This is a genomic window from Solibacillus sp., assembly GCF_040273735.1.
GTDB lineage: Bacteria > Bacillota > Bacilli > Bacillales_A > Planococcaceae > Solibacillus.
The window spans coordinates 17688-36907 of the sequence record NZ_JBELZM010000003.1 but is presented as its reverse complement, the minus strand read 5'-3'; the positions used below and the strand labels follow the sequence as shown (position 1 = coordinate 36907).

Genomic DNA, 19220 nt, shown 5'->3' with positions numbered 1-19220 from the left:
CCACCTTTTTATTAGTTAGTTGCTAAATTTACTATTGCTTCTGCATAAATCGCAGTCGCTTTTATCAAGTTATCAATATCAACAAATTCATCGGCCTGATGGGCAACATCTAGTTCGCCTGGGAACAGCATTCCGAATGCGACCCCTTTTTTCATAACGCGAGCATAAGTCCCTCCGCCAGTTGAAAGTGGCTTCGAGTAGTCATTGCTGTATTTGCGATATACTTGCAGCAATGTTTGAATCAATTGATCTTCCTCGCTCACATAATGCGGGGCTGAATTGTTCACTACATCTAATGTAAATGTTTCATGTTGAAGTAATGCCTGTACTTTCGTTATTTTTTCTTCAAATGGATACGTTACCGAATAGCGCATACTCACTTCAATTGACGCACCGCGCTCATCAAAAGTTACGATTCCAGGGTTTAATGTTGTCGGGCCCGACATCGTATCTTCAAATTGGAAATCCAATGCTGTTCCAGAATGATCGTTGTCAAAAACACGGACTATAAAATCGACAAACGACTTACTTTGTTTTGTCTCTACAACATTCTGTAAAAACTTTGCTAAATAAACTGCTGCATTTCGTCCCTTTTCCGGTTCCATTGCATGAGCTGATTTACCTTTCACAACAATTATAATCCCATTATCATTTTTAGTGAAAGTGCCTTCAACGCCATTTTCTTTTAAATATTTCAGAAAATTCTCATTTGTGCTTTTTCCGGCATATTTTAAAGTAGCGGTTGCTTCATCCGGCACCATATTTGTTCTGCTACCTGCATAGAATGACAGTAATTGCTCATCGCCCGATCGTTTTTCTTTACTGGAGAACGTTAAATGAGCAATACCTTTTTCAGCATTGATTAGCGGGAAATCTGCATCAGGTGCAAAACCAATTGTCGGCATTTCCTCTTTTTCGAAGTAGCGCGTTACACATTGGAATCCGCTTTCTTCATCTGTACCGATAATCATTCGTACACGTTTTTTCAAAGGGATTTTCGCATCGTGGATCAGTTTCATCGCAAGCCAAGCTGCCATTGTTGGACCTTTGTCATCAATCGCACCACGACCAAATAATTTTCCATCTGCCACTTGCCCTTCAAACGGAGGATATGTCCAGCTTGCAACATCTCCGGCAGGCACAACATCTACATGGCAAAGCACACCAACAAGTTCTTCACCTTGCCCCATTTCAATATGGCCGGCCATATGATCCACATTTTTTGTAGTCATCCCTTGCTCTATACCTTTTTGAAGCATAAATTCCAATGCTGCTTTCGGACCAGCACCGAAAGGCATTATATCAGAAAAATTATTTTCATCTTTTACACTTTCTATTTGAATCAATTGCTGCAATTCTTGAATAAGCTCTTCTTTTCTTGCCTGAGCCAGTTGTAACCAATCCATTAATACACCTCATTTTTATAATATTGTTATTGTACTCCTTCTTGTTAAAATTACAATAATCATTTGACAAATTCGTAACATCCTATATTTCTAGGAATATTAAATATATGAATTTTCTGTAAAAATAGTGTTTTTCGTCTCTCATTTCTGGAAATCTGTTTGGTTTTCCGCTATAATGTATGTGTCAGAACATCTATTCTGACCAAACTTTCAGAAAAGGGGATGTCTAAGGCAAACTACTAAAGCCTAAGTGCACTCCGCACATATTTTGTCGTCCGCTAGTCTTATGCCATGAGAATTTAAGATCGAAGGAGTGGTTTTTAGAAATGAAGCCAACTACTGATAGAATGCTTAATCGTATTAAAGACGTGTATATGTTTATCCTCAATAAAGGAGAAGTGACTACACAGGATTTAGTCGAAGAGTTTAACATCACTCCTCGCACCATTCAAAGAGATTTGAATGTGTTAGCCTTCAATGACTTGGTAATGAGTCCAAGTCGGGGTAAATGGACAACGACGAAGAAAAAAGTAAAAATGACATCTTAGAATTTTGAAAGCGGCTGATTCTTATTTTGTGAGAAAGGACTAATTGTCCCAACATAACGTAAGGTGTCGATCAGTTACACATGAAATATTATGAACATTGCTGAGTCAGCAAGCGTTCACTTAGTTCTTGACACAAGAACTAAAAGAAGCGAATGCCTTTTCGTCGGGGCATTCGCTTTTCCTTTGTTTATTATTTTGTCGCTAACAGCTCAAGCTCCTGTTCTGTCAGTTCGCGGTATTCACCTAATGCCAACTCTTCATCAAGCTTCAATGTTCCCATTGAAAGACGCTTTAAATACGTAACCTTCTTGCCTACCGCCTCAAACATGCGCTTCACTTGATGGAATTTCCCTTCTTGGATCATCAGCTCAATTTCCGATTGCTCGCCAGACGCTAATATTTTTAATTCTCCAGGCTTTGTATGATAACCATCTTCCAATGTTACACCTTGTGCGAAGGCTTCGATATCGGCTTCCGTTACTACCCCGTCAATTTTGGCGTAATACCATTTTGGGACATGCTTTTTAGGAGAAAGCAGATTATGTGCTAAATTGCCGTCATTGGTAATTAGCAGCAGCCCTTCCGTATCTTTATCCAAACGTCCGACAGGGAATGGCTCAAAGTGCTGATACTCCGGATCCAGTAAATCAATGACCGTTTGATCGTAGCGGTCTTCGGTAGCTGATATGACACCCGGTGGTTTATTCATCATTAAATAAATAAACTCCACATATTCCACACGCTCGCCAAATACCGAAACATTTTGTTTTTCAGGATTCACATGCATTGCTGAGTCTTTCACTGTAACACCGTCCACTGTTACAGCTTTTTGCTTTAATAATAGTTTAACTTCTTTTCTTGAGCCGTAGCCCATATTAGCCAGTAATTTATCTAAACGCATAAAGTCCTCCATTTAAAAAAGGGGACGCCTTTTTGTGGAGACGTCCACATTTTTATTTTACTAATCTTAATTTACGAGCAATTTTTGTGAATTTTTCACCTAATAATAATTGGGCTAACCCTAGTCTATAAGAAATCGCTCCGTAAAAAACAGCTCCGACCCCTGCACAAATAATTGCATATAGAAGTGCCAATATTTTCGTATCAGCCGGTGCAATCGCTGTTAAAATAATATGTGTAATCCATACCGCTAAAGCCATTACAATTGTCAAAATAATAATTAATAGAATACGTCGTAAAACAACAGTCGCATTGTAATTTGTCACTTTTTTAATGACAAAAATATTAATTGCGATTGTCGCTCCATAGCCGATCGCTGTCGCTAAAATAGCACCATCAACCGACATAAGGTGAATAAGCGGTATATTTAGTATCGTTTTTGTAAGCAGGCCGACAAGTAAACTGAAGATGACCCATTTTTGGTAATTGACCCCTTGTAACATCGCGGCCGTTACAGTAAATAATGCAAAGAAAATGGCAAGCGGTGCGTAGTGGCTTAATACTTGTGTACCCATTTCGCTGTAGGAATAGAAAAAATGGTATAAATCTTCCGCTAAAATCGAAATTCCGATCGCTGCCGGTACAGTAATAAACAGCAGCACTTGATACGTTTTATCCATCGAACTATGTACTTGCCGCAAATTACCTTCCGTATAAAATTTCGTCACTGTCGGAATGATTGCCATCGAAAAGCCTGTCGCCAAAACAACAGGAATCATAACGATTTTTTGTGTTAACAAATTGAGCATTGTAAAATACAGCTCATAAATTTCCGCCGGTATTCCACTTGCATGCATCGCACGGTTAAATGTCAGCAAATCGACAAGTTGGAATAAGGAACTCCCCAATCCGACGAAAACAACGGGAATCGAATATTTAAAAATCTCTTTGTACATATCCGAATAAGGTAGTCTCTGTTCTCTCGGTGCTACAACCTGAACAGATTTAATCTCCGGACGCAGCTTTTTCCAAAAATAAAACAATGTCAAAAGTCCGCCAATCGCTCCAATAAAAGCGGCAAATACCGAGAAATTAATTGCTGTTATCTCATCACCGTCCATAACTTTGACAACGATGAACGCCCCACCTAGTAAAAAGACGATGCGCACAATCTGCTCAACTAACTGAGAAACAGATGTCGGCAAATAGTGCCCGTACCCTTGCAAGTAACCACGTACTAAACTCATAAACGGCACAACAATTAATGCATAGCTCACCCACTGGATAACGTTCGCAACCTGCTCCACAGTAAATGTCTGTTCTTCACTGCCAATCACTATATTTGCAAGTGGTGTTGCAAGCAGATTCATTATAATAAACGCTACAATTCCTGTAAGCGTCATCAGTAAAGCACCTGTTTTTACTAGTCTGCGGCCGGCATCAAAATCCCCGAGCGCATTATATTTCGATACGAATTTTGATACTGCAATCGGCAGTCCGGCAATGGCAACACTTAACATAATGTTATAAGGAATGTAGGCGTAATTGTATAAAGCAATATTATCTTCACCTACAATGGCGTAAAACGGGAAAATATAAATTAACCCTAAAAGCTTTGATAGAAACAACCCAATTGTTAATATGGCTGTTCCTTTCATTAATGAAGACATGAAATAACCTACCGTTCTATATGAAATTCTCTCAGTATAACAATTTGCTTACAATACGAATCGTAAAGCAAGTTATTTATTTACATTATTTAAATTCCTTCTTGTGACGGTACTCTCATTAAAAAGTTCCCGTACATTTCCTTTTACAAGTTTACATGTGAAAGACCATTTACTCAAATAGTTTCTTCACTTCGTGTATAATAAGTAAGAGAAAAATCCGTTGAACGAAAAAATTATTGCAAAAGAAAGTGAGAAATTATCTATGTATGATGTAATTGTAATAGGAGGCGGTCCATCAGGATTGATGGCAGCAATCGCCGCAGCCGAGCAAAACAAAAAAGTGCTCCTCCTTGAGAAAGGCTCAAAAGTAGGAAAGAAATTGGCCATATCGGGCGGTGGACGTTGTAACGTAACAAACCGACTATCAGCGGAAGAAATCATTAAACATATTCCCGGCAATGGACGCTTTTTATATAGCCCCTTTACCGTTTATAATAATGAAGATATTATTGCATTTTTCGAAGGACTAGGTGTGGCATTAAAAGAAGAGGATCACGGGCGTATGTTCCCTGTATCCAACCGCGCACAGGATGTCGTAGATGCACTTGTCAATGAAATGAAACGATTAAAAGTGGAAGTCCGTTTACACACGGCAGTCAATAAATTGCTCATGGATGAAGAAAAAATATATGGTGTACGTTTGGAAAGCGGCGAAGAAATCCGTACAAACGCAGTTGTTGTAGCAGTCGGTGGTAAAGCTGTTCCTCAAACAGGCTCAACTGGAGACGGTTACCCGTGGGCAGAACGGGCAGGTCACACGGTTACTACGCTTTATCCGACAGAAGTTCCAGTAACATCAAAGGAACCATTCATACAATCACGTGAGCTACAAGGGCTGGCTTTACGCGATGCCGCTGTCTCTGTTTTGAACAAAAAAGGAAAAGTTCTTGTAACACATCAGATGGATATGCTGTTTACTCACTTTGGTTTAAGCGGACCTGCCATTTTACGCTGCAGCCAGTTTATCGTAAAAGAGCAGCTGAAATCAGGCAGTGCACCAGTACAAGTCCGTATTCAATCATTACCGGAATATAACGAAGAAACTTGCTTCCAAATGTTAAATAAAACAATTAAGGCAGAACCGAAAAAAGCTGTGAAAAACTTATGGAAATCACTTGTTCCAGAACGATGGCTCTTATTTTTAATGGAGCGTGCAGGTATTGACGCACAGTTAACAGGCATAGAATTATCTCAGGAGAAGATTCGCAACTTTGCACGTGAGCTTGTCGCATTTACGATGGACGTTCACGGTACCCAACCGATTGAAAAGGCATTTGTTACAGGGGGCGGTGTTTCGGTAAAAGAAATAGAACCAAAAACAATGGCCTCCAAGAAAAAACAGGGACTCTACTTCTGTGGTGAGATTTTGGATATTCACGGTTATACGGGGGGTTATAATATTACTTCCGCGCTCGTAACAGGACGAATTGCGGGTATGAGTGCGGGTCAACAGTAACGTTTCTGATTTTAATCGTAAAAATACTAGAACTGCTCATCATTCCCTAGTATCATAAGAGGTATGTACACTCAGGAGGATACGGCACGATGAATAATTCTCAAAAAAACCAGACTATGCTTTATTTAGCATCAGATGAGCTAATGCAAACTCATTTATCTTGCACTAAAATAAGCAATCGTAATAAAGATGAATTTACCTTTTCCATTCGTGTTTTTTGCTATGTCGAAAAAAATAACTCCTATGCGAAAAGTGTTCCATTATATTTGATACTCGGCTTAAATAAACAAGGTGTCGGTATGACTTTGGCTGTCGATTTAGTCAATATCCCAAATGTTTGCCCGATGCAATTAAAAAAGATTGTTGAACATTTGCAAAAAAGTCCATCACTATTGCAAATCGTCTGTCAGCAGCTCGACAAAATCGCTTCTTCCTCATCAATTGAAGAGGCCGTGCAAGCAAAACTGGCAAAGCATTTCTTCATTGAAAATGCGCCGAAAGGAATTACAAGCTTTACGACAAACCGTCAGGCAAATGAACTGTACTGGCTCATGCATAAAAATCAAATGATTTCAGATATGGATCCATTTAAATTAGATGGTGAAGGCGGACATATTGCATTTACCGTTCAGGCTGGCTTTAAACATGATTTTATTATGCAATGCTATGAAGTAGATTGCATGATGCATATGTTCAATGAGGACGAAAAGCTCGGCTATTATTTTGAGCTTTATTTGGATCAGGAAAATTACCATCATCAGCTACTATATGAAACGTTGCCGGATCAGTTCATGGACAACAAAACATTTTTAAATCAGATTTTGGAAGAGATGAAAAAACGCAACGAAGAACAATACGACGATTATTTGCAGGATTTAATCGAAAAGTTTACAGCGAGCATATAGAAAAAGAGTCAATCCCCAATAAGGGATTGACTCTTTTGTTTATACATATAAGTAAATTGCGAAGAACATCGCGACACTGCCGCCCATAACAAATAAGTGCCAAATTGCATGGTTGTATGGAATGCGGTCATTTTTGTAAAAGTAAGTGCCGACTGTATAGGATAGTCCTCCGATTAATAATGTGGCAAAGCCTGCGATTCCTATATGTGCGAATAACGGCTTGGCTACAAAAATAATAAGCCAGCCCATCCCGATATAAACAAACAGCGACAGTAATTTAAAACGGTAAACAAAAAATTGTTTCAGCACAATACCGATTGTGGCTAAAATCCATTGAACCGCAAAAATTGTCCAACCCAATTTGCCGCCAATTGCGACTAATACGATCGGTGTATATGTTCCTGCAATCAGTAAAAATATTGAGCTATGATCGAGCTTTTTCAGAAATGTTTTATGTTTCGGCCATGAATGATACATCGTTGAAGCAAAATACAGGCAAAACATTGAAATACCAAAAATAATATAGCTAACAAGCTCTAATGTTGTGCCTTGTTGCTGGGCTTTGTTTACTAACAGCAATGTTGCGGGAATCGTCAGCAATGCGGCAACTCCGTGCGTCAGCCCGTTCCAAAATTCTTCCTTTGTACTATATCCACTTTGTTCCATCATGATTTGTGTCATAAAGCCACCTCTTTCATTATTCAATTATAAAAAAATGTATTTAGTTGTTATAGAAGAACTTGTCATACTTTCCATATGATATTTATCATGGATTTGCTGGAAACTATCATTTCTGGAGTAAAAGCTTTAGAAGGGGGTCTTTCCATAAAAGCTATACCCCCTTCTAACAAAATAAAAAACCCACTGGGGAAAATTTTTTCCAGTGAGTTGTTGTTCGTCCTATGCTTGAATATGACGAGCGATTTTTTCTGTTAAACGCGTCGTTACTTTCGGCAATAATACTTTAATTGCCGGATTCAATACTGCGCCTGAAAGACCGCCAGCAGTTACTTCTACAGTACCTGTCATATATGTACCGCCATCTTTAGGCTCAGCTGTAAATTCCCCGCCGCCTTTAATATTATCTGATAGCCCTGTAATTTCAAAGTTGATTTTAGAAGGCTCATTCATTTCGATAATTTTAATTTCGATTTCAACTTTTTTCTTTAAGCCTTTAAAGTTTCCTTCGAATGTCCAATGTGATGTTTGGGCATCCAGTTCTTTATGCTCTTTGTAAGCTGGAACTAATACAGCCCATTTTTCAATTTTACTTACGAAAGCCCATACTTTTTCCTGACTAACTGGGATTTGTACTGAATGTGATGCTTGTGCCATGTTGTTACACTTCTTTCTTCAATTCATTAAATGTGACCATTTACTATTCTAGTATACATAGAAATCGGTTACGCAACATAGTTATTTTTGCTTTTCATGCAAGATTTGTGCTATTTTCCTTAGTTTCTCATTCGTTGTACTTTCCACCCGAACACGTCTAGCTTCCCCATCAAAAGCGATTCTTCCAATATTCAATGTCATCAACTGTTTATCCTCTAACAGAAAGCGAAGATGTGTAAATGACTGTGGCACTCCTTCCCATTCAACCTGTGTACCGATCACTTTTATGCTCATGCCATAATACACGTTATCATCTATTTCAATTCGTTCTCCAATTTTTAAATCCGCTTTAGGTAATACAAAGTTTCCTTCTACTGTTTCATATATTAAATACGGCTCATTTCTTGCTAAAAATGCAGCCTGTTCATATGTCGTCACAAAAGAAATTTGAAATTCATTGCTCCTTGGATAAATTTTTAGAGTAACATCATTCGGTACTGATTGTACGAGCTGTTCATCAAAAGGATAATCTTTCTCCACAGGATAATGTTCCTTAGCGGTCATATCTGCGGTACAGCCACTAAGTAAGAATAATAACGCAATTAATAATAGTTTTTTCATCCATTGCCCTCCTTACCCGAAAAAGAATAGAATCCATAAGAATAGTAAGAATGTTGCTTTCATCACCCAGTCATAAATTTGCTCGTTTTTAGGCTTATCCTTATCTTCCATTAATGGCAAAACAACAATCATTCCAAGCGCATATACTATAAATTGAAGATCTTGATAAACTACATATTCATGTTCCTGCAAATAATTATTATAGTAGTGCATTGAAAAAAAGACTGCTAAATAGACTAAAGAACCTTTCCAGCTAACTGTTTTTTGTTGTTTTTGCTTGGACTTCGGCAATTTTAGTGCAAACTTTAAAATGTAGGAAAGTATTATAATTATTCCTCCAATCATGGCCAATTCCCCAAAACTGAACCCAGCTTCCTCTACTTTTTGATCCCATTTTGAGTAATTGACCGCTGACGTATCTTCAAGTTTATAAAATAGCTTTGTTCGAACATCTTGAACTGCGAACCATCCGCCACTCTTATAAAATTTCAGCTTTAGATGCTCACCATTAGACATCACTATAAGTACATCTTTTTCAAAACCATTATTATAAGGACGTTCAACCAGCTTTATATCATGTAAAAGCCTGTTCATATCGAGGGCATCTTCATCTTTCTTAAATGCATGCACACCCATATAACGACTTGAATCCCGCGCAAAAAATTGTTCCGGTTCACTATATTTGGAACTTATAAAAAATTCTTTCACCGTTGATTCTTCAATAAGCCTTTCCAAAGGTGTTGCTGTTTGGACAGGAGGTTCAACTTGAGTTGGTCCTATTAAAAAAAGGACGAACACAATGATACAAAACGAAATTGCAGTCAGCCTATACCGCCAGTTATTCGAACGTTTTGATGCTTTATGCAATATTTTGGCTCTCATTTCAGGTGTGAATTTTTGTTCTTCCCCGATATAGCGGTCAATTTCATCCTTCCATTTCGTCATATTGCTGCACCTCCCATTCAAAGTTCACTAACAGCGGCTTCAGTTTTTCTCGACCACGAACAAGTCTCGTTTTTACAGTGTTTTCACTTACCTTTAAAAGTTCTGCAATTTCCCTGATTTTATAATCATCGTAATAATGTAGAATAAGTACTTCACGATATTTAATCGAAAGCTGCAACAAAGCTTCGACTAGCTCCGATTGCTGTTCTTCATAAATTTTCTTTTGTTCAATGGAAGGAGCGACAAGCTTTTTAGGTAAAATATGGGTCATTTTGTGTTTCCAGCTTCTTAAATAATCATGACTTTTATGTATCGTTATCTTCACTAAATATGTTTTTAAAGAAGAACGGCCTTCGAATCGTTCCTGCTGCCTGTAATAAGCTAAAAACGTGTCCTGCACAATTTCTTCCGCAGCTGCCCAGTCCTTCACATATAAATAGGCAACACGCATACAATATTCGCCATATGCCATCATTACTTCTTCTAAATGCGCCGACACAGTCCCCCTCCTTTCACTGTTTTCTTTATAGTCGCACATTTCCAAGAAATTGTTTCACTTTCTGGAAATTTCTTTTAGAATTTTGAATTGAAACATAACAAAAAGCCATTTTCCTCTATGAGAAAAATGGCTTTTGGATATTGCACTTATTATTTAACAACGATATTGACTAATTTACCTGGGATGACAATTACTTTCACAACTGTTTTTCCTTCGATAAATTCTTGTACTTTGCTGTCTGCTAAAGCAACTTTTTCTAACTCTTCTTTAGCAATATCTTTTGCAACCGTTACTTTTGCACGTACTTTACCTAAAACTTGAACAACAACTTCGATTTCATCGTCTACTAGTTTCGACTCATCGAATGTTGGCCATGTTGCATACGTAATTGTATCTTCATGTCCTAAAATCGACCAAAGCTCTTCAGCAATATGCGGTGCGATTGGTGATAAAAGCTTCACGAAGCCTTTTGCATATTCTGTAGGAATTACTTCCGCTTTGTAGCAATCATTAATGAAGACCATCATTTGTGAAATCGCTGTGTTGAAGCGAATGCCTTCATAGTCTTCCGTCACTTTTTTCACAGTCTGGTGATACACTTTTTCCAATGTTGTATCAGAAGAATCCTGAATTTTTGCAGCTAGCTTCCCTTCATCTGTTACGAATAGACGCCAAATACGATCTAGGAAACGACGTGCCCCATCAAGACCGTTCGTACTCCATGCGACAGAAGCTTCCAGTGGACCCATGAACATTTCGTATAGACGTAATGTATCTGCACCGTGTGAAGCGATAATGTCATCCGGGTTTACTACATTGCCTTTTGATTTAGACATTTTTTCATTACCTTCACCTAGAATCATCCCTTGGTTAAATAACTTTTGGAACGGTTCCTTTGTATGAACAAGTCCTAAATCATAAAGCACTTTATGCCAGAAGCGTGCGTATAGTAAGTGAAGTACCGCGTGCTCTGCACCACCGATATAAATATCGACTGGAAGCCAGTGTTTTAATAGTTCTGGATCTGCAAGCGCCTGATCATTTTTCGGATCGATATAGCGCAGGAAGTACCATGATGAACCAGCCCATTGCGGCATTGTATTCGTTTCACGGCGTCCTTTTTTGCCTGTTACTGGATCAACTACATTCACCCATTCTTCAATATTGGCAAGTGGTGATTCACCTGTACCTGAAGGACGGATGTTTGTTGTTTTCGGTAATTCCAATGGCAGCTCTTCTACAGGAATCGTAGTCATAGTGCCATCTTCCCAGTGAATTACTGGAATTGGTTCACCCCAATAACGTTGACGGCTGAATAACCAGTCACGTAGACGGTAAGTGATTTTCTTTTCGCCTACACCATTATCCACTAACCATTCAATTGCTTTCGCAATGCCATCCGCTTTATTTAATCCGTTTAGGAAGTCCGAATTAATGTGAGCACCATCACCAGTGAATGCTTCATTTTCGATGTCTCCGCCTTCAAGAACCGGAATAATTTCTAAATCGAACTCTTTCGCGAATTCATAGTCACGTTCATCGTGTGCAGGAACAGCCATGATTGCACCGGTACCGTATGTTGCCAATACATAATCCGCAATCCAGATCGGCACTTGTTTGCCGTTAATCGGGTTCACTGCATAAGCGCCTGTGAATACACCTGTTTTTTCTTTTGCTAAGTCTGTACGTTCCAGATCAGACTTTAATGATACTTTTTCCAAGTAAGCTTCTACCGCTTCTTTTTGCTCTGCAGTAGTAATTTCAGCTACTAATTTATGCTCTGGAGCTAATACACAGTATGTCGCGCCAAATAATGTATCCGGACGTGTTGTGAATACTTCGAAGTTTTTGTCTGTGTTGGCAACTGTGAATTTCACTTGTGCGCCTTCAGAACGGCCGATCCAGTTACGCTGCATTTCTTTAATTGATTCAGGCCAGTCAACATCAACTAAATCATCGACTAAACGGTCTGCATATTTAGTAATACGCAGTACCCATTGTCGCATCGGACGACGTACTACCGGGTGACCGCCACGCTCAGAAACTCCGTCGATTACTTCTTCGTTTGCAAGTACTGTACCTAATGCTTCACACCAGTTTACTGCCACTTCATCTACATACGCTAAATCCATTTCCACTAACTTAGTGAAAATCCATTGCGTCCATTTGTAGTATGACGGGTCGGTTGTATTAATTTCACGATCCCAGTCATAAGAGAAACCTAGCTCGTTAATTTGACGTTTAAATGTCGCGATGTTTTTCGCCGTAAATTCAGCCGGGTCATTTCCTGTATCAAGTGCATATTGCTCTGCAGGTAAACCGAATGCATCCCAACCCATTGGATGAAGAACATTATAGCCTTGCATACGTTTAAAACGAGATAAAATATCTGTCGCAGTATAGCCTTCAGGGTGTCCTACGTGCAGACCCGCACCTGATGGATACGGGAACATATCCAATGCATAAAACTTTGGCTTATCCATTTCATTTTCAGTTTTGAATGTTTTATTGACATCCCAAAACGTTTGCCACTTTTTTTCAATTTGCTGATGATTAAAACTCACAATAATTCCTCCTTTAAATATATTCTTGCTGTGGTTTATGTATTTTAGGCGCATCATCAATGATTTGACAGAATATTTAAAAAATAAAAAAATCCCGTCCCATCTTATGATAAGAAGGGACGAGAGGTATTTTTACTCCCGCGGTACCACCCAAATTAGTGACGCAGCACTCAGCTTCATTTCTTAACGCGAATACACGGCCATTAGCTACTATTACTTCACTAAAGCAAACTCCGAGGCGAGTTCAATTTGACACTTACCGGCTTCCACCTGCCGCCAGCTCTCTATAAAGTGCGTCCATTTACTATTCCTCATCACAGTCAATATTATTATTTCATTCATTTTAACGAATTCAACACAAAAGTACAAGTAACTGTTTTATGTTTGTTCTTTTCTTAGCGTACGATCGAAGACCAGACATGGAATAATAGCGATGACAATGAGCAGTGATAATATAAGCATCAAAATTTGCATGCCATATAAATCTACCATAAGACCGCCAAACACAGGCCCAATCATCCGTCCAATTGTAGATGCACTATTGACGAGCCCTTGATAGAAGCCTTCTTGTCCATGAGGCGCTAATTTATTGGCAATCATCGGAATGACCGGTGTAAAGAACACTTCCCCAAACGTCAAAATGACCATCGCTGCAGCAAACATCTTAAAGTCATGGGCAAAATAAACGACAATATAAGATAGCGACATCAGTATGAGACCAAGCACCAGCTGATGTTTTATTTTGTTTTCCCAACGTGTGACAAGCGGTCGGATAATCGGTTGAACTGCAACGATCATGAAGCCGTTGATTGTCCATAATAAACTGTATTCGGACAGGCTCATTCCTAACCCTTGTGTATAAGAAGAAATAGTCGCGCTCCATTGAGAGTAGCTTAACCAGCAGACGATTAAAGATATACTTAATATACTGAGCGCAACAATCGGTCCCCTATTTCTTCTTTTTGTCTCATTTCCTGAGAACGGTTTGGTTGTCAGTCCCTTCATATCAAAACGCTTATATGTCGTGATGACAAGCACAAAAAATATAGCATAGAAAAATAGATTCGCACTAAATACATAGTCAAACTTAATATCAGCAACAATCCCTGCCAATGCCGGGCCAATCGCGACCCCTACGTTGTTTGCCAAAAAGATTGAGTTAAACGCACGTCGTCCTCCTTCTGGCCAGGCACTCCCTGCTATCGCATAAATCGCAGGGTACACAATTCCTCCACTGAAGCCCATCATCGTTAAAAACACAATGTACTGCGGCCAGTCATGCCAAATCGTCAACAGAGTGATTGAGATTAAATTAAATACAACCCCAATTAAAATTGCCTTATAGCCACCTAATCTATCAAATAAATAACCACCTACTAGATTGCCGAACACACCTGCCAATGAATTTAGCATAAGGACAATTCCAGCTGTAGTTAAAGATTTCCCTAAATGATCATGAATATAAATACTATTTAAAGGCCATAAAAATGAATTTCCGACCGTATTTACAAATGTGCCAATAATTAAAAACCATACTTGTTTCGGCAATCAACTTCCTCCTTCAATATTTGCTCAATTTACTAGTTTATTCTTTAACAGGAATTTGTACAAGAAAAAGATTTCTATTAGGACACGATGTTCTGTCCGTGTTAGAATAATACGTTAGAGGAGTGAACAAGGAATGACTGAAACAAATTTCCCTTTCCCGTCAGACGGGAAACGTTATTATACATGGAATCGCTATTTACGAAATGAATTCGGAAAAAAAGTTTACAAGGTTGCTTTGGATGCTGGGTTTGATTGCCCAAACCGTGACGGCACGGTCGCTTTTGGCGGTTGTACATTCTGTTCGGCAGCAGGTTCAGGAGATTTTGCGGGCAGTAAAGTCGATCCGATTCCGGTACAGTTCGAAAAGATTAAAGCAAAAATGGAGAACAAATGGAAAGACGGCTTAACTATGGCCTACTTCCAAGCGTATACAAATACGCATGCTCCACTTGAAGTATTAAAGGAAAAGTTCGAAGCAGCACTTGCCTGTGAAGGAGTAATGGGACTTTCTATTGCAACGCGCCCTGACTGTTTGCCAGATGATGTTGTAGAATATTTGGCAGAGTTAAATGAACGTACGTATTTATGGGTAGAGCTTGGACTTCAAACTGTTCATGAAAAAACAGCCAATTTAATTAACCGCGCACATGATTACGCAACATATGTAGAAGGTGTTAATAAATTGCGCAAGCATGGTATTCGTGTCGTGACACATATTATTAACGGATTGCCTTTAGAGGATTACGATATGATGATGGAAACAGCCCGTGAAGTGGCGAAGCTTGATGTACAAGGAATTAAAATCCATCTGCTGCATCTTTTAAAAGGAACACCACTTGTGAAGCAATACGAAAAAGGCATGCTGGAGTTTATGGAAAAGGATGCTTATATCCAACTCGTGGCAGATCAGCTTGAAATTATTCCACCTGAAATGATCGTCCATCGTATTACTGGTGATGGTCCAATCGATTTAATGATCGGTCCGATGTGGTCTGTAAACAAATGGGAAGTTCTGAACGGAATTGATGCGGAGCTGGAACGTCGCGGTTCTTACCAAGGGAAGTTTTATAAGGCGGAAGTGACAAAATGAAATTAGAACGTGTTCTTCAATATGCCCAAACTTTATTGGAAATGTCAGTTTCCGAGGGTGATATTGCAGTCGATGCAACAGCAGGAAATGGACATGACACGCTTTTTTTAGCAAACCTCGTTGGAGATGACGGCTATGTGTATGCGTTTGACGTACAAAAGGAAGCGGTTGATGCAACATTGCACCGTCTGCTCGATAATGCACTTGAGCATCGGGCAATCGTTTTAAAAGACGGGCATGAAAATGTAGCAAACTATATTCACAAACCTGTATCAGCCGCAATTTTTAATCTTGGTTATCTGCCAGGCAGCAACCATGAAATTGTAACAAAGCCGAACACTACGATCCAAGCGATTGAAAGTTTATTAAAGCTGTTAAAAGTCGGTGGAATGATTGTTTTAGTCGTTTATCACGGCCATGAAGGCGGAAAAGATGAGCGCGACGAAGTGATTCGCTATGTTAGTGACCTACCGCAAAAACATGTACATGTTCTGCGCTATGAATTTATGAATCAGAAAAATGATCCCCCGTTTATCATTGCATTAGAAAAAGTAAAAGAATTTCCGATAGAGGGCTAAGTTTTCTTAGCTCTTTTTCATATCTTTAATGAGGTGAAATGATGCGTTTATGGCATACCGAGTTAATCCCTTTTATTCCGAAAAGTCAGCTTCTTGCCCAGTGGCGTGAGTTGAACAGCATTTTCGTAAAGGAAGACAAACATGTATTAATTAATTATATTTACGAATATCCGAAAGAGGATTTATATATTTATACACAAATTGTTCTGGAGGAAATGCGCGCCCGTGGCATTACGATTCGTACGATTGATAAAATGAATCGTTATTTTGCCGACCTTCATAATCCCGAAAACTACCCGCCATACAGCCGGCATCATAATGATGAGTATTTAACAATTTGCTACTACAATTTATACGAAAAATATATTCGCGGACAAAAAGACTTTACTTCTGAACAGTTCGAGGCATTAAAGCAGTATTATTCAATGAAAAAAGGAGCAGCTTTTTAATTAGCTGCTCCTTTTAATCTTCTAATCTTTCTTATATGTCTCCCAGAAATCCGCGCCTTTAATACCAAGCTTTTTCGGATCGAATACCGGGTCTTTTCCTTCTTTTTTCTGTTGCTCATAATCCTTTAATGCTATGAGGGCTGGCTTCATAATGAATAATAATAGAATTACGTTAATCCAAACCGTTAATCCTAACCCGACATCACCGAATGCCCATGCTAAATCGGATGTTTTAACTGTTCCGTAAAATGCGGATGCAAGTAATACGAACTTCATTAAAAATATCCCTATTCGTCTTGCACTGCCATTAAACATATATGAAACATTCGTTTCAGCAATGTAGTAATATGCCATTAATGTTGTAAAGGCAAAGAAGAAAAGTGCAACCGCTACAAAACCTGAACCAAAGTTGTTTAAAGTTGGGAACGCATCATTAACAGCTGCTTGTGTAAAGCCTGAATACGTAATTGTCTCATCCATTTTGGCTTCGATTAGAGCTCCATCTTGACTACCCTCATGGACATTGTATGTACCCATGAATAAAATCATTAATGCTGTCGCAGAACATACTAGTAATGTATCAATATAAATTGATGCTGCTTGCACTAAACCTTGCTTTGCCGGATGTGATACTTCTGCAGCAGCTGCTGGATGTGCACCAGTACCCTGACCTGCTTCATTTGAGTAGATTGCGCGTTTTACACCCCAGAAAATAGCGCTACCAATCATTCCGCCAAATACCGCATCCGCCGCAAATGCACTGCGGAAAATTAATCCTAACACTTCAGGCACTGCTGTAATATTCATAATAATAATAATGCCGGCAACTAATAAATACGCTAATGCCATGAACGGGACTAAAATTTGCGCTGTGTTCGCAATACGTTTAACACCGCCAAAAATAATGACAGCTAATAAAAGAATTGTAACTAAACCAGTAATCCATGGTTCGATACCGAAAGCATTATCAACCGCACCTGCAATGGCATTCGCCTGAACACCAGGCATTAAAAAAGCAACAGACGCAATCATCGCAATTGCAAAAATTATACCTAATGCACGAATCCCTGTTGTTTTTTCAATGTAGAACGCTGGACCCCCACGATATTGCCCATCTTTCTTCTCTTTATAAATCTGCGCAAGCGTCGATTCCATGTACGCAGTTGATGCGCCGATAAATGCTGTAACCCACATCCAGAACACCGCTCCAGGACCACCAAAAGCAATTGCTGAAGCCGTACCGACGATATTACCCGTACCGACACGACCCGACAAAGCAATCGACATTGCCTGGAAAGAAGATACACCAGCGTCAGACTTCTCTCCTTTGAACATTAGTATGAACATATCTTTAATTAACCGGACTTGCGCGAACTTTGTAAGGATGGAGAAAAACAGACCAACGATTAAAATACCATAAATCATGACAGGACCCCATAAAATATTGTTAGCCCATCCTACAAAATCATTCAAAAAACCCATACTATACCCCCCTTGTTGAAATAATGTATTAATTTGAAATTTAGTATATTACAAATATTCGAAAATTTCGATATATTTTTTTAATGAAAAAAAAATAAACCTAACAAAGTATGATTTTGTTAGGTTTATCTTTACTCAATAATATATCCTAAATCTCTTAAAACATTATTAATATAGTCTATTGTAAACTGAAAGACATCTTCCCGTTCCAATTCAAAATACAGACTATGAAGACAACCTTTCCATTGTTTATAATGAAACTCGGAAAGTGTATGCTCGGTAATCCACTTTTTTGATGTACCGATATCTGTTACTTTATCATTTTCACCCGTCATTAATAAAACCGGGATATCCGGAAACTTCAATTCAGGATTACGGATAGTACGCGTCATCTGCTGCCAGTCACGATACCATTTTACCGTCACCATACTCGTCAGCGGTAATTGTTCTTTTAACTCCATTAACACATCTGTATTCCTGGTAAGATGATGAGTCTCCAACTCATGTTTAAGCTTAACATTCGATGTAATGGCGCTGAAGCTTGATAAAGCATTCGACAATTTTCCCGGTGCCAGCTTTAAATTAAACCAAGGGGATGTTAAAACGACACCCGCACATTCTATTTTATTGTTCTGGAGCACATACGTAGCTATCGCAGCCCCTAGCCCATTTCCGACGATAAAAAGCGGTAAATTATATTCCAGTGCCACTTTCAATAACACTTTTGTATACTTGTAATATTCTTTAAAATCCTCATCATGATACTTTGTATACTTTCCTTGCTCTCCATGTCCCGGCAAATCTCCCATTACAACGTGAAAGTGGGAACTGCGGAACTTTTCGATTAACCATGCGTACCACCGATGATGTTCATATGCGCTATGAAGAATAACGACTACGGCTTTTGGTTGTTGATCTGTTTCCCATTTCCACATGGCCAAACTCCTTACATATAAATTATTTTTATGTCATAAACATGTGACATTTAAAATTAAGTCCGAGTTTTAACGAGTATCAAAAAATTACGATATTGTGCCTTCTTTAATCTCGGCATCATTATATTACTATTTGTTTGTTTAATTATAATACATTCCAATCTAAAAGAAATGTTAATTGAAAAATCTTCACGTTTTGTTACGATATCTATAGATTTATCTACAATTT

Annotated in this window: 18 protein-coding genes and 1 other annotated feature; of the genes, 6 read left to right on the top strand and 12 right to left on the bottom strand. The window is 38.7% G+C overall.

Annotated features, from left to right (window positions below; genetic code table 11):
• Positions 1-11 precede the first annotated feature (11 nt).
• A complete protein-coding gene (gene pepV, locus ABS917_RS04480) occupies positions 12-1406 on the bottom strand; it encodes a dipeptidase PepV (RefSeq protein WP_350477869.1) in 1395 nt (464 codons plus the stop codon).
• A 326-nt stretch (positions 1407-1732) separates the two neighbouring features.
• On the opposite strand from pepV, the gene ABS917_RS04475 reads away from it, so the two are divergent.
• Positions 1733-1954, top strand: a complete 222-nt coding sequence (locus tag ABS917_RS04475; RefSeq protein WP_008408196.1) for a DeoR family transcriptional regulator — start codon at positions 1733-1735, stop codon at positions 1952-1954.
• Between the two features lie 190 nt (positions 1955-2144).
• On the opposite strand, the gene ABS917_RS04470 is transcribed toward ABS917_RS04475, so the two are convergent.
• Both ABS917_RS04470 and ABS917_RS04465 read right to left on the bottom strand, forming a co-directional pair.
• A complete protein-coding gene (locus ABS917_RS04470) occupies positions 2145-2855 on the bottom strand; it encodes a pseudouridine synthase (protein WP_350477868.1) in 711 nt (236 codons plus the stop codon).
• Between the two features lie 52 nt (positions 2856-2907).
• Positions 2908-4524, bottom strand: coding sequence for a putative polysaccharide biosynthesis protein (locus ABS917_RS04465; protein WP_350477867.1), 1617 nt, complete (start codon positions 4522-4524; stop codon positions 2908-2910).
• Between the two features lie 262 nt (positions 4525-4786).
• Here ABS917_RS04465 and ABS917_RS04460 point away from each other — a divergent pair, with 262 nt between their 5' ends.
• Positions 4787-6040 carry a BaiN/RdsA family NAD(P)/FAD-dependent oxidoreductase gene (locus tag ABS917_RS04460; RefSeq protein WP_350478065.1) on the top strand — a complete coding sequence of 418 codons (1254 nt, stop codon included), beginning with the start codon at positions 4787-4789 and terminating at the stop codon, positions 6038-6040.
• Positions 6041-6129: 89 nt separating this feature from the next.
• Complete coding sequence (locus tag ABS917_RS04455) at positions 6130-6945, top strand: cysteine methyltransferase (RefSeq protein WP_350477866.1); 816 nt, start codon at positions 6130-6132, stop codon at positions 6943-6945.
• Positions 6946-6984: 39 nt separating this feature from the next.
• Here the strand turns inward: ABS917_RS04455 and trhA are convergent, their stop codons facing one another.
• The 7 genes from trhA to ABS917_RS04420 form a co-directional block, all read right to left on the bottom strand.
• Positions 6985-7626, bottom strand: a complete 642-nt coding sequence (gene trhA / locus ABS917_RS04450) for a PAQR family membrane homeostasis protein TrhA (protein ID WP_350477865.1) — start codon at positions 7624-7626, stop codon at positions 6985-6987.
• 219 nt (positions 7627-7845) lie between these two features.
• Positions 7846-8280 carry an SRPBCC family protein gene (locus ABS917_RS04445; RefSeq protein ID WP_350477864.1) on the bottom strand — a complete coding sequence of 145 codons (435 nt, stop codon included), beginning with the start codon at positions 8278-8280 and terminating at the stop codon, positions 7846-7848.
• A gap of 81 nt (positions 8281-8361) precedes the next feature.
• Positions 8362-8901 carry a hypothetical protein gene (locus ABS917_RS04440; protein ID WP_350477863.1) on the bottom strand — a complete coding sequence of 180 codons (540 nt, stop codon included), beginning with the start codon at positions 8899-8901 and terminating at the stop codon, positions 8362-8364.
• Positions 8902-8913: 12 nt separating this feature from the next.
• Positions 8914-9846: a hypothetical protein gene (locus ABS917_RS04435; RefSeq protein ID WP_350477862.1), complete on the bottom strand. Its 933-nt coding sequence runs from the start codon at positions 9844-9846 to the stop codon at positions 8914-8916.
• A complete protein-coding gene (locus tag ABS917_RS04430) occupies positions 9827-10345 on the bottom strand; it encodes a sigma-70 family RNA polymerase sigma factor (protein ID WP_350477861.1) in 519 nt (172 codons plus the stop codon). The genes ABS917_RS04435 and ABS917_RS04430 overlap by 20 nt, the downstream gene beginning before the upstream one ends.
• Positions 10346-10494: 149 nt before the next feature.
• Positions 10495-12909: a leucine--tRNA ligase gene (leuS, locus tag ABS917_RS04425; RefSeq protein WP_350477860.1), complete on the bottom strand. Its 2415-nt coding sequence runs from the start codon at positions 12907-12909 to the stop codon at positions 10495-10497.
• Between the two features lie 112 nt (positions 12910-13021).
• Positions 13022-13236 (bottom strand) — a binding site (T-box leader).
• A 51-nt stretch (positions 13237-13287) separates the two neighbouring features.
• Complete coding sequence (locus ABS917_RS04420) at positions 13288-14457, bottom strand: MDR family MFS transporter (protein WP_350477859.1); 1170 nt, start codon at positions 14455-14457, stop codon at positions 13288-13290.
• A gap of 133 nt (positions 14458-14590) precedes the next feature.
• Between ABS917_RS04420 and mnmL the strand changes: the two genes are divergently transcribed.
• The 3 genes from mnmL to ABS917_RS04405 are packed head-to-tail and all read left to right on the top strand — an operon-like array spanning position 14591 to position 16574.
• Positions 14591-15547 (top strand): tRNA modification radical SAM protein MnmL/YtqA, encoded by a 957-nt coding sequence (gene mnmL / locus ABS917_RS04415; RefSeq protein WP_350477858.1) that lies wholly within the window; start codon positions 14591-14593, stop codon positions 15545-15547.
• Entirely contained in the window at positions 15544-16125 is a 582-nt protein-coding gene (gene mnmM, locus ABS917_RS04410; protein ID WP_350477857.1) for a tRNA 5-(aminomethyl)-2-thiouridylate-methyltransferase MnmM, read from the top strand. The genes mnmL and mnmM overlap by 4 nt, the downstream gene beginning before the upstream one ends.
• A 41-nt stretch (positions 16126-16166) precedes the next feature.
• Positions 16167-16574, top strand: coding sequence for a pyrimidine dimer DNA glycosylase/endonuclease V (locus ABS917_RS04405; protein ID WP_350477856.1), 408 nt, complete (start codon positions 16167-16169; stop codon positions 16572-16574).
• 21 nt (positions 16575-16595) lie between these two features.
• Here ABS917_RS04405 and ABS917_RS04400 read toward each other — a convergent pair whose 3' ends face one another.
• Positions 16596-18056 carry an alanine/glycine:cation symporter family protein gene (locus ABS917_RS04400; RefSeq protein ID WP_350477855.1) on the bottom strand — a complete coding sequence of 487 codons (1461 nt, stop codon included), beginning with the start codon at positions 18054-18056 and terminating at the stop codon, positions 16596-16598.
• Positions 18057-18187: 131 nt separating this feature from the next.
• Complete coding sequence (locus tag ABS917_RS04395; protein ID WP_350477854.1) at positions 18188-18991, bottom strand: alpha/beta hydrolase; 804 nt, start codon at positions 18989-18991, stop codon at positions 18188-18190.
• Between the last annotated feature and the right edge of the window lie 229 nt (positions 18992-19220).

Coding starts and splice junctions, on each gene's coding strand:
- ABS917_RS04395 (WP_350477854.1), bottom strand. CDS start 18,991: ATGTGGAAATGGGAAACAGATCAACAACCAAAAGCCGTAGTCGTTATT.
- ABS917_RS04455 (WP_350477866.1), top strand. CDS start 6,130: ATGAATAATTCTCAAAAAAACCAGACTATGCTTTATTTAGCATCAGAT.
- ABS917_RS04435 (WP_350477862.1), bottom strand. CDS start 9,846: ATGACGAAATGGAAGGATGAAATTGACCGCTATATCGGGGAAGAACAA.
- mnmM (WP_350477857.1), top strand. CDS start 15,544: ATGAAATTAGAACGTGTTCTTCAATATGCCCAAACTTTATTGGAAATG.
- ABS917_RS04405 (WP_350477856.1), top strand. CDS start 16,167: ATGCGTTTATGGCATACCGAGTTAATCCCTTTTATTCCGAAAAGTCAG.
- ABS917_RS04460 (WP_350478065.1), top strand. CDS start 4,787: ATGTATGATGTAATTGTAATAGGAGGCGGTCCATCAGGATTGATGGCA.
- ABS917_RS04445 (WP_350477864.1), bottom strand. CDS start 8,280: ATGGCACAAGCATCACATTCAGTACAAATCCCAGTTAGTCAGGAAAAA.
- mnmL (WP_350477858.1), top strand. CDS start 14,591: ATGACTGAAACAAATTTCCCTTTCCCGTCAGACGGGAAACGTTATTAT.
- ABS917_RS04400 (WP_350477855.1), bottom strand. CDS start 18,056: ATGGGTTTTTTGAATGATTTTGTAGGATGGGCTAACAATATTTTATGG.
- ABS917_RS04440 (WP_350477863.1), bottom strand. CDS start 8,901: ATGAAAAAACTATTATTAATTGCGTTATTATTCTTACTTAGTGGCTGT.
- ABS917_RS04465 (WP_350477867.1), bottom strand. CDS start 4,524: ATGTCTTCATTAATGAAAGGAACAGCCATATTAACAATTGGGTTGTTT.
- trhA (WP_350477865.1), bottom strand. CDS start 7,626: ATGACACAAATCATGATGGAACAAAGTGGATATAGTACAAAGGAAGAA.
- pepV (WP_350477869.1), bottom strand. CDS start 1,406: ATGGATTGGTTACAACTGGCTCAGGCAAGAAAAGAAGAGCTTATTCAA.
- ABS917_RS04475 (WP_008408196.1), top strand. CDS start 1,733: ATGAAGCCAACTACTGATAGAATGCTTAATCGTATTAAAGACGTGTAT.
- ABS917_RS04470 (WP_350477868.1), bottom strand. CDS start 2,855: ATGCGTTTAGATAAATTACTGGCTAATATGGGCTACGGCTCAAGAAAA.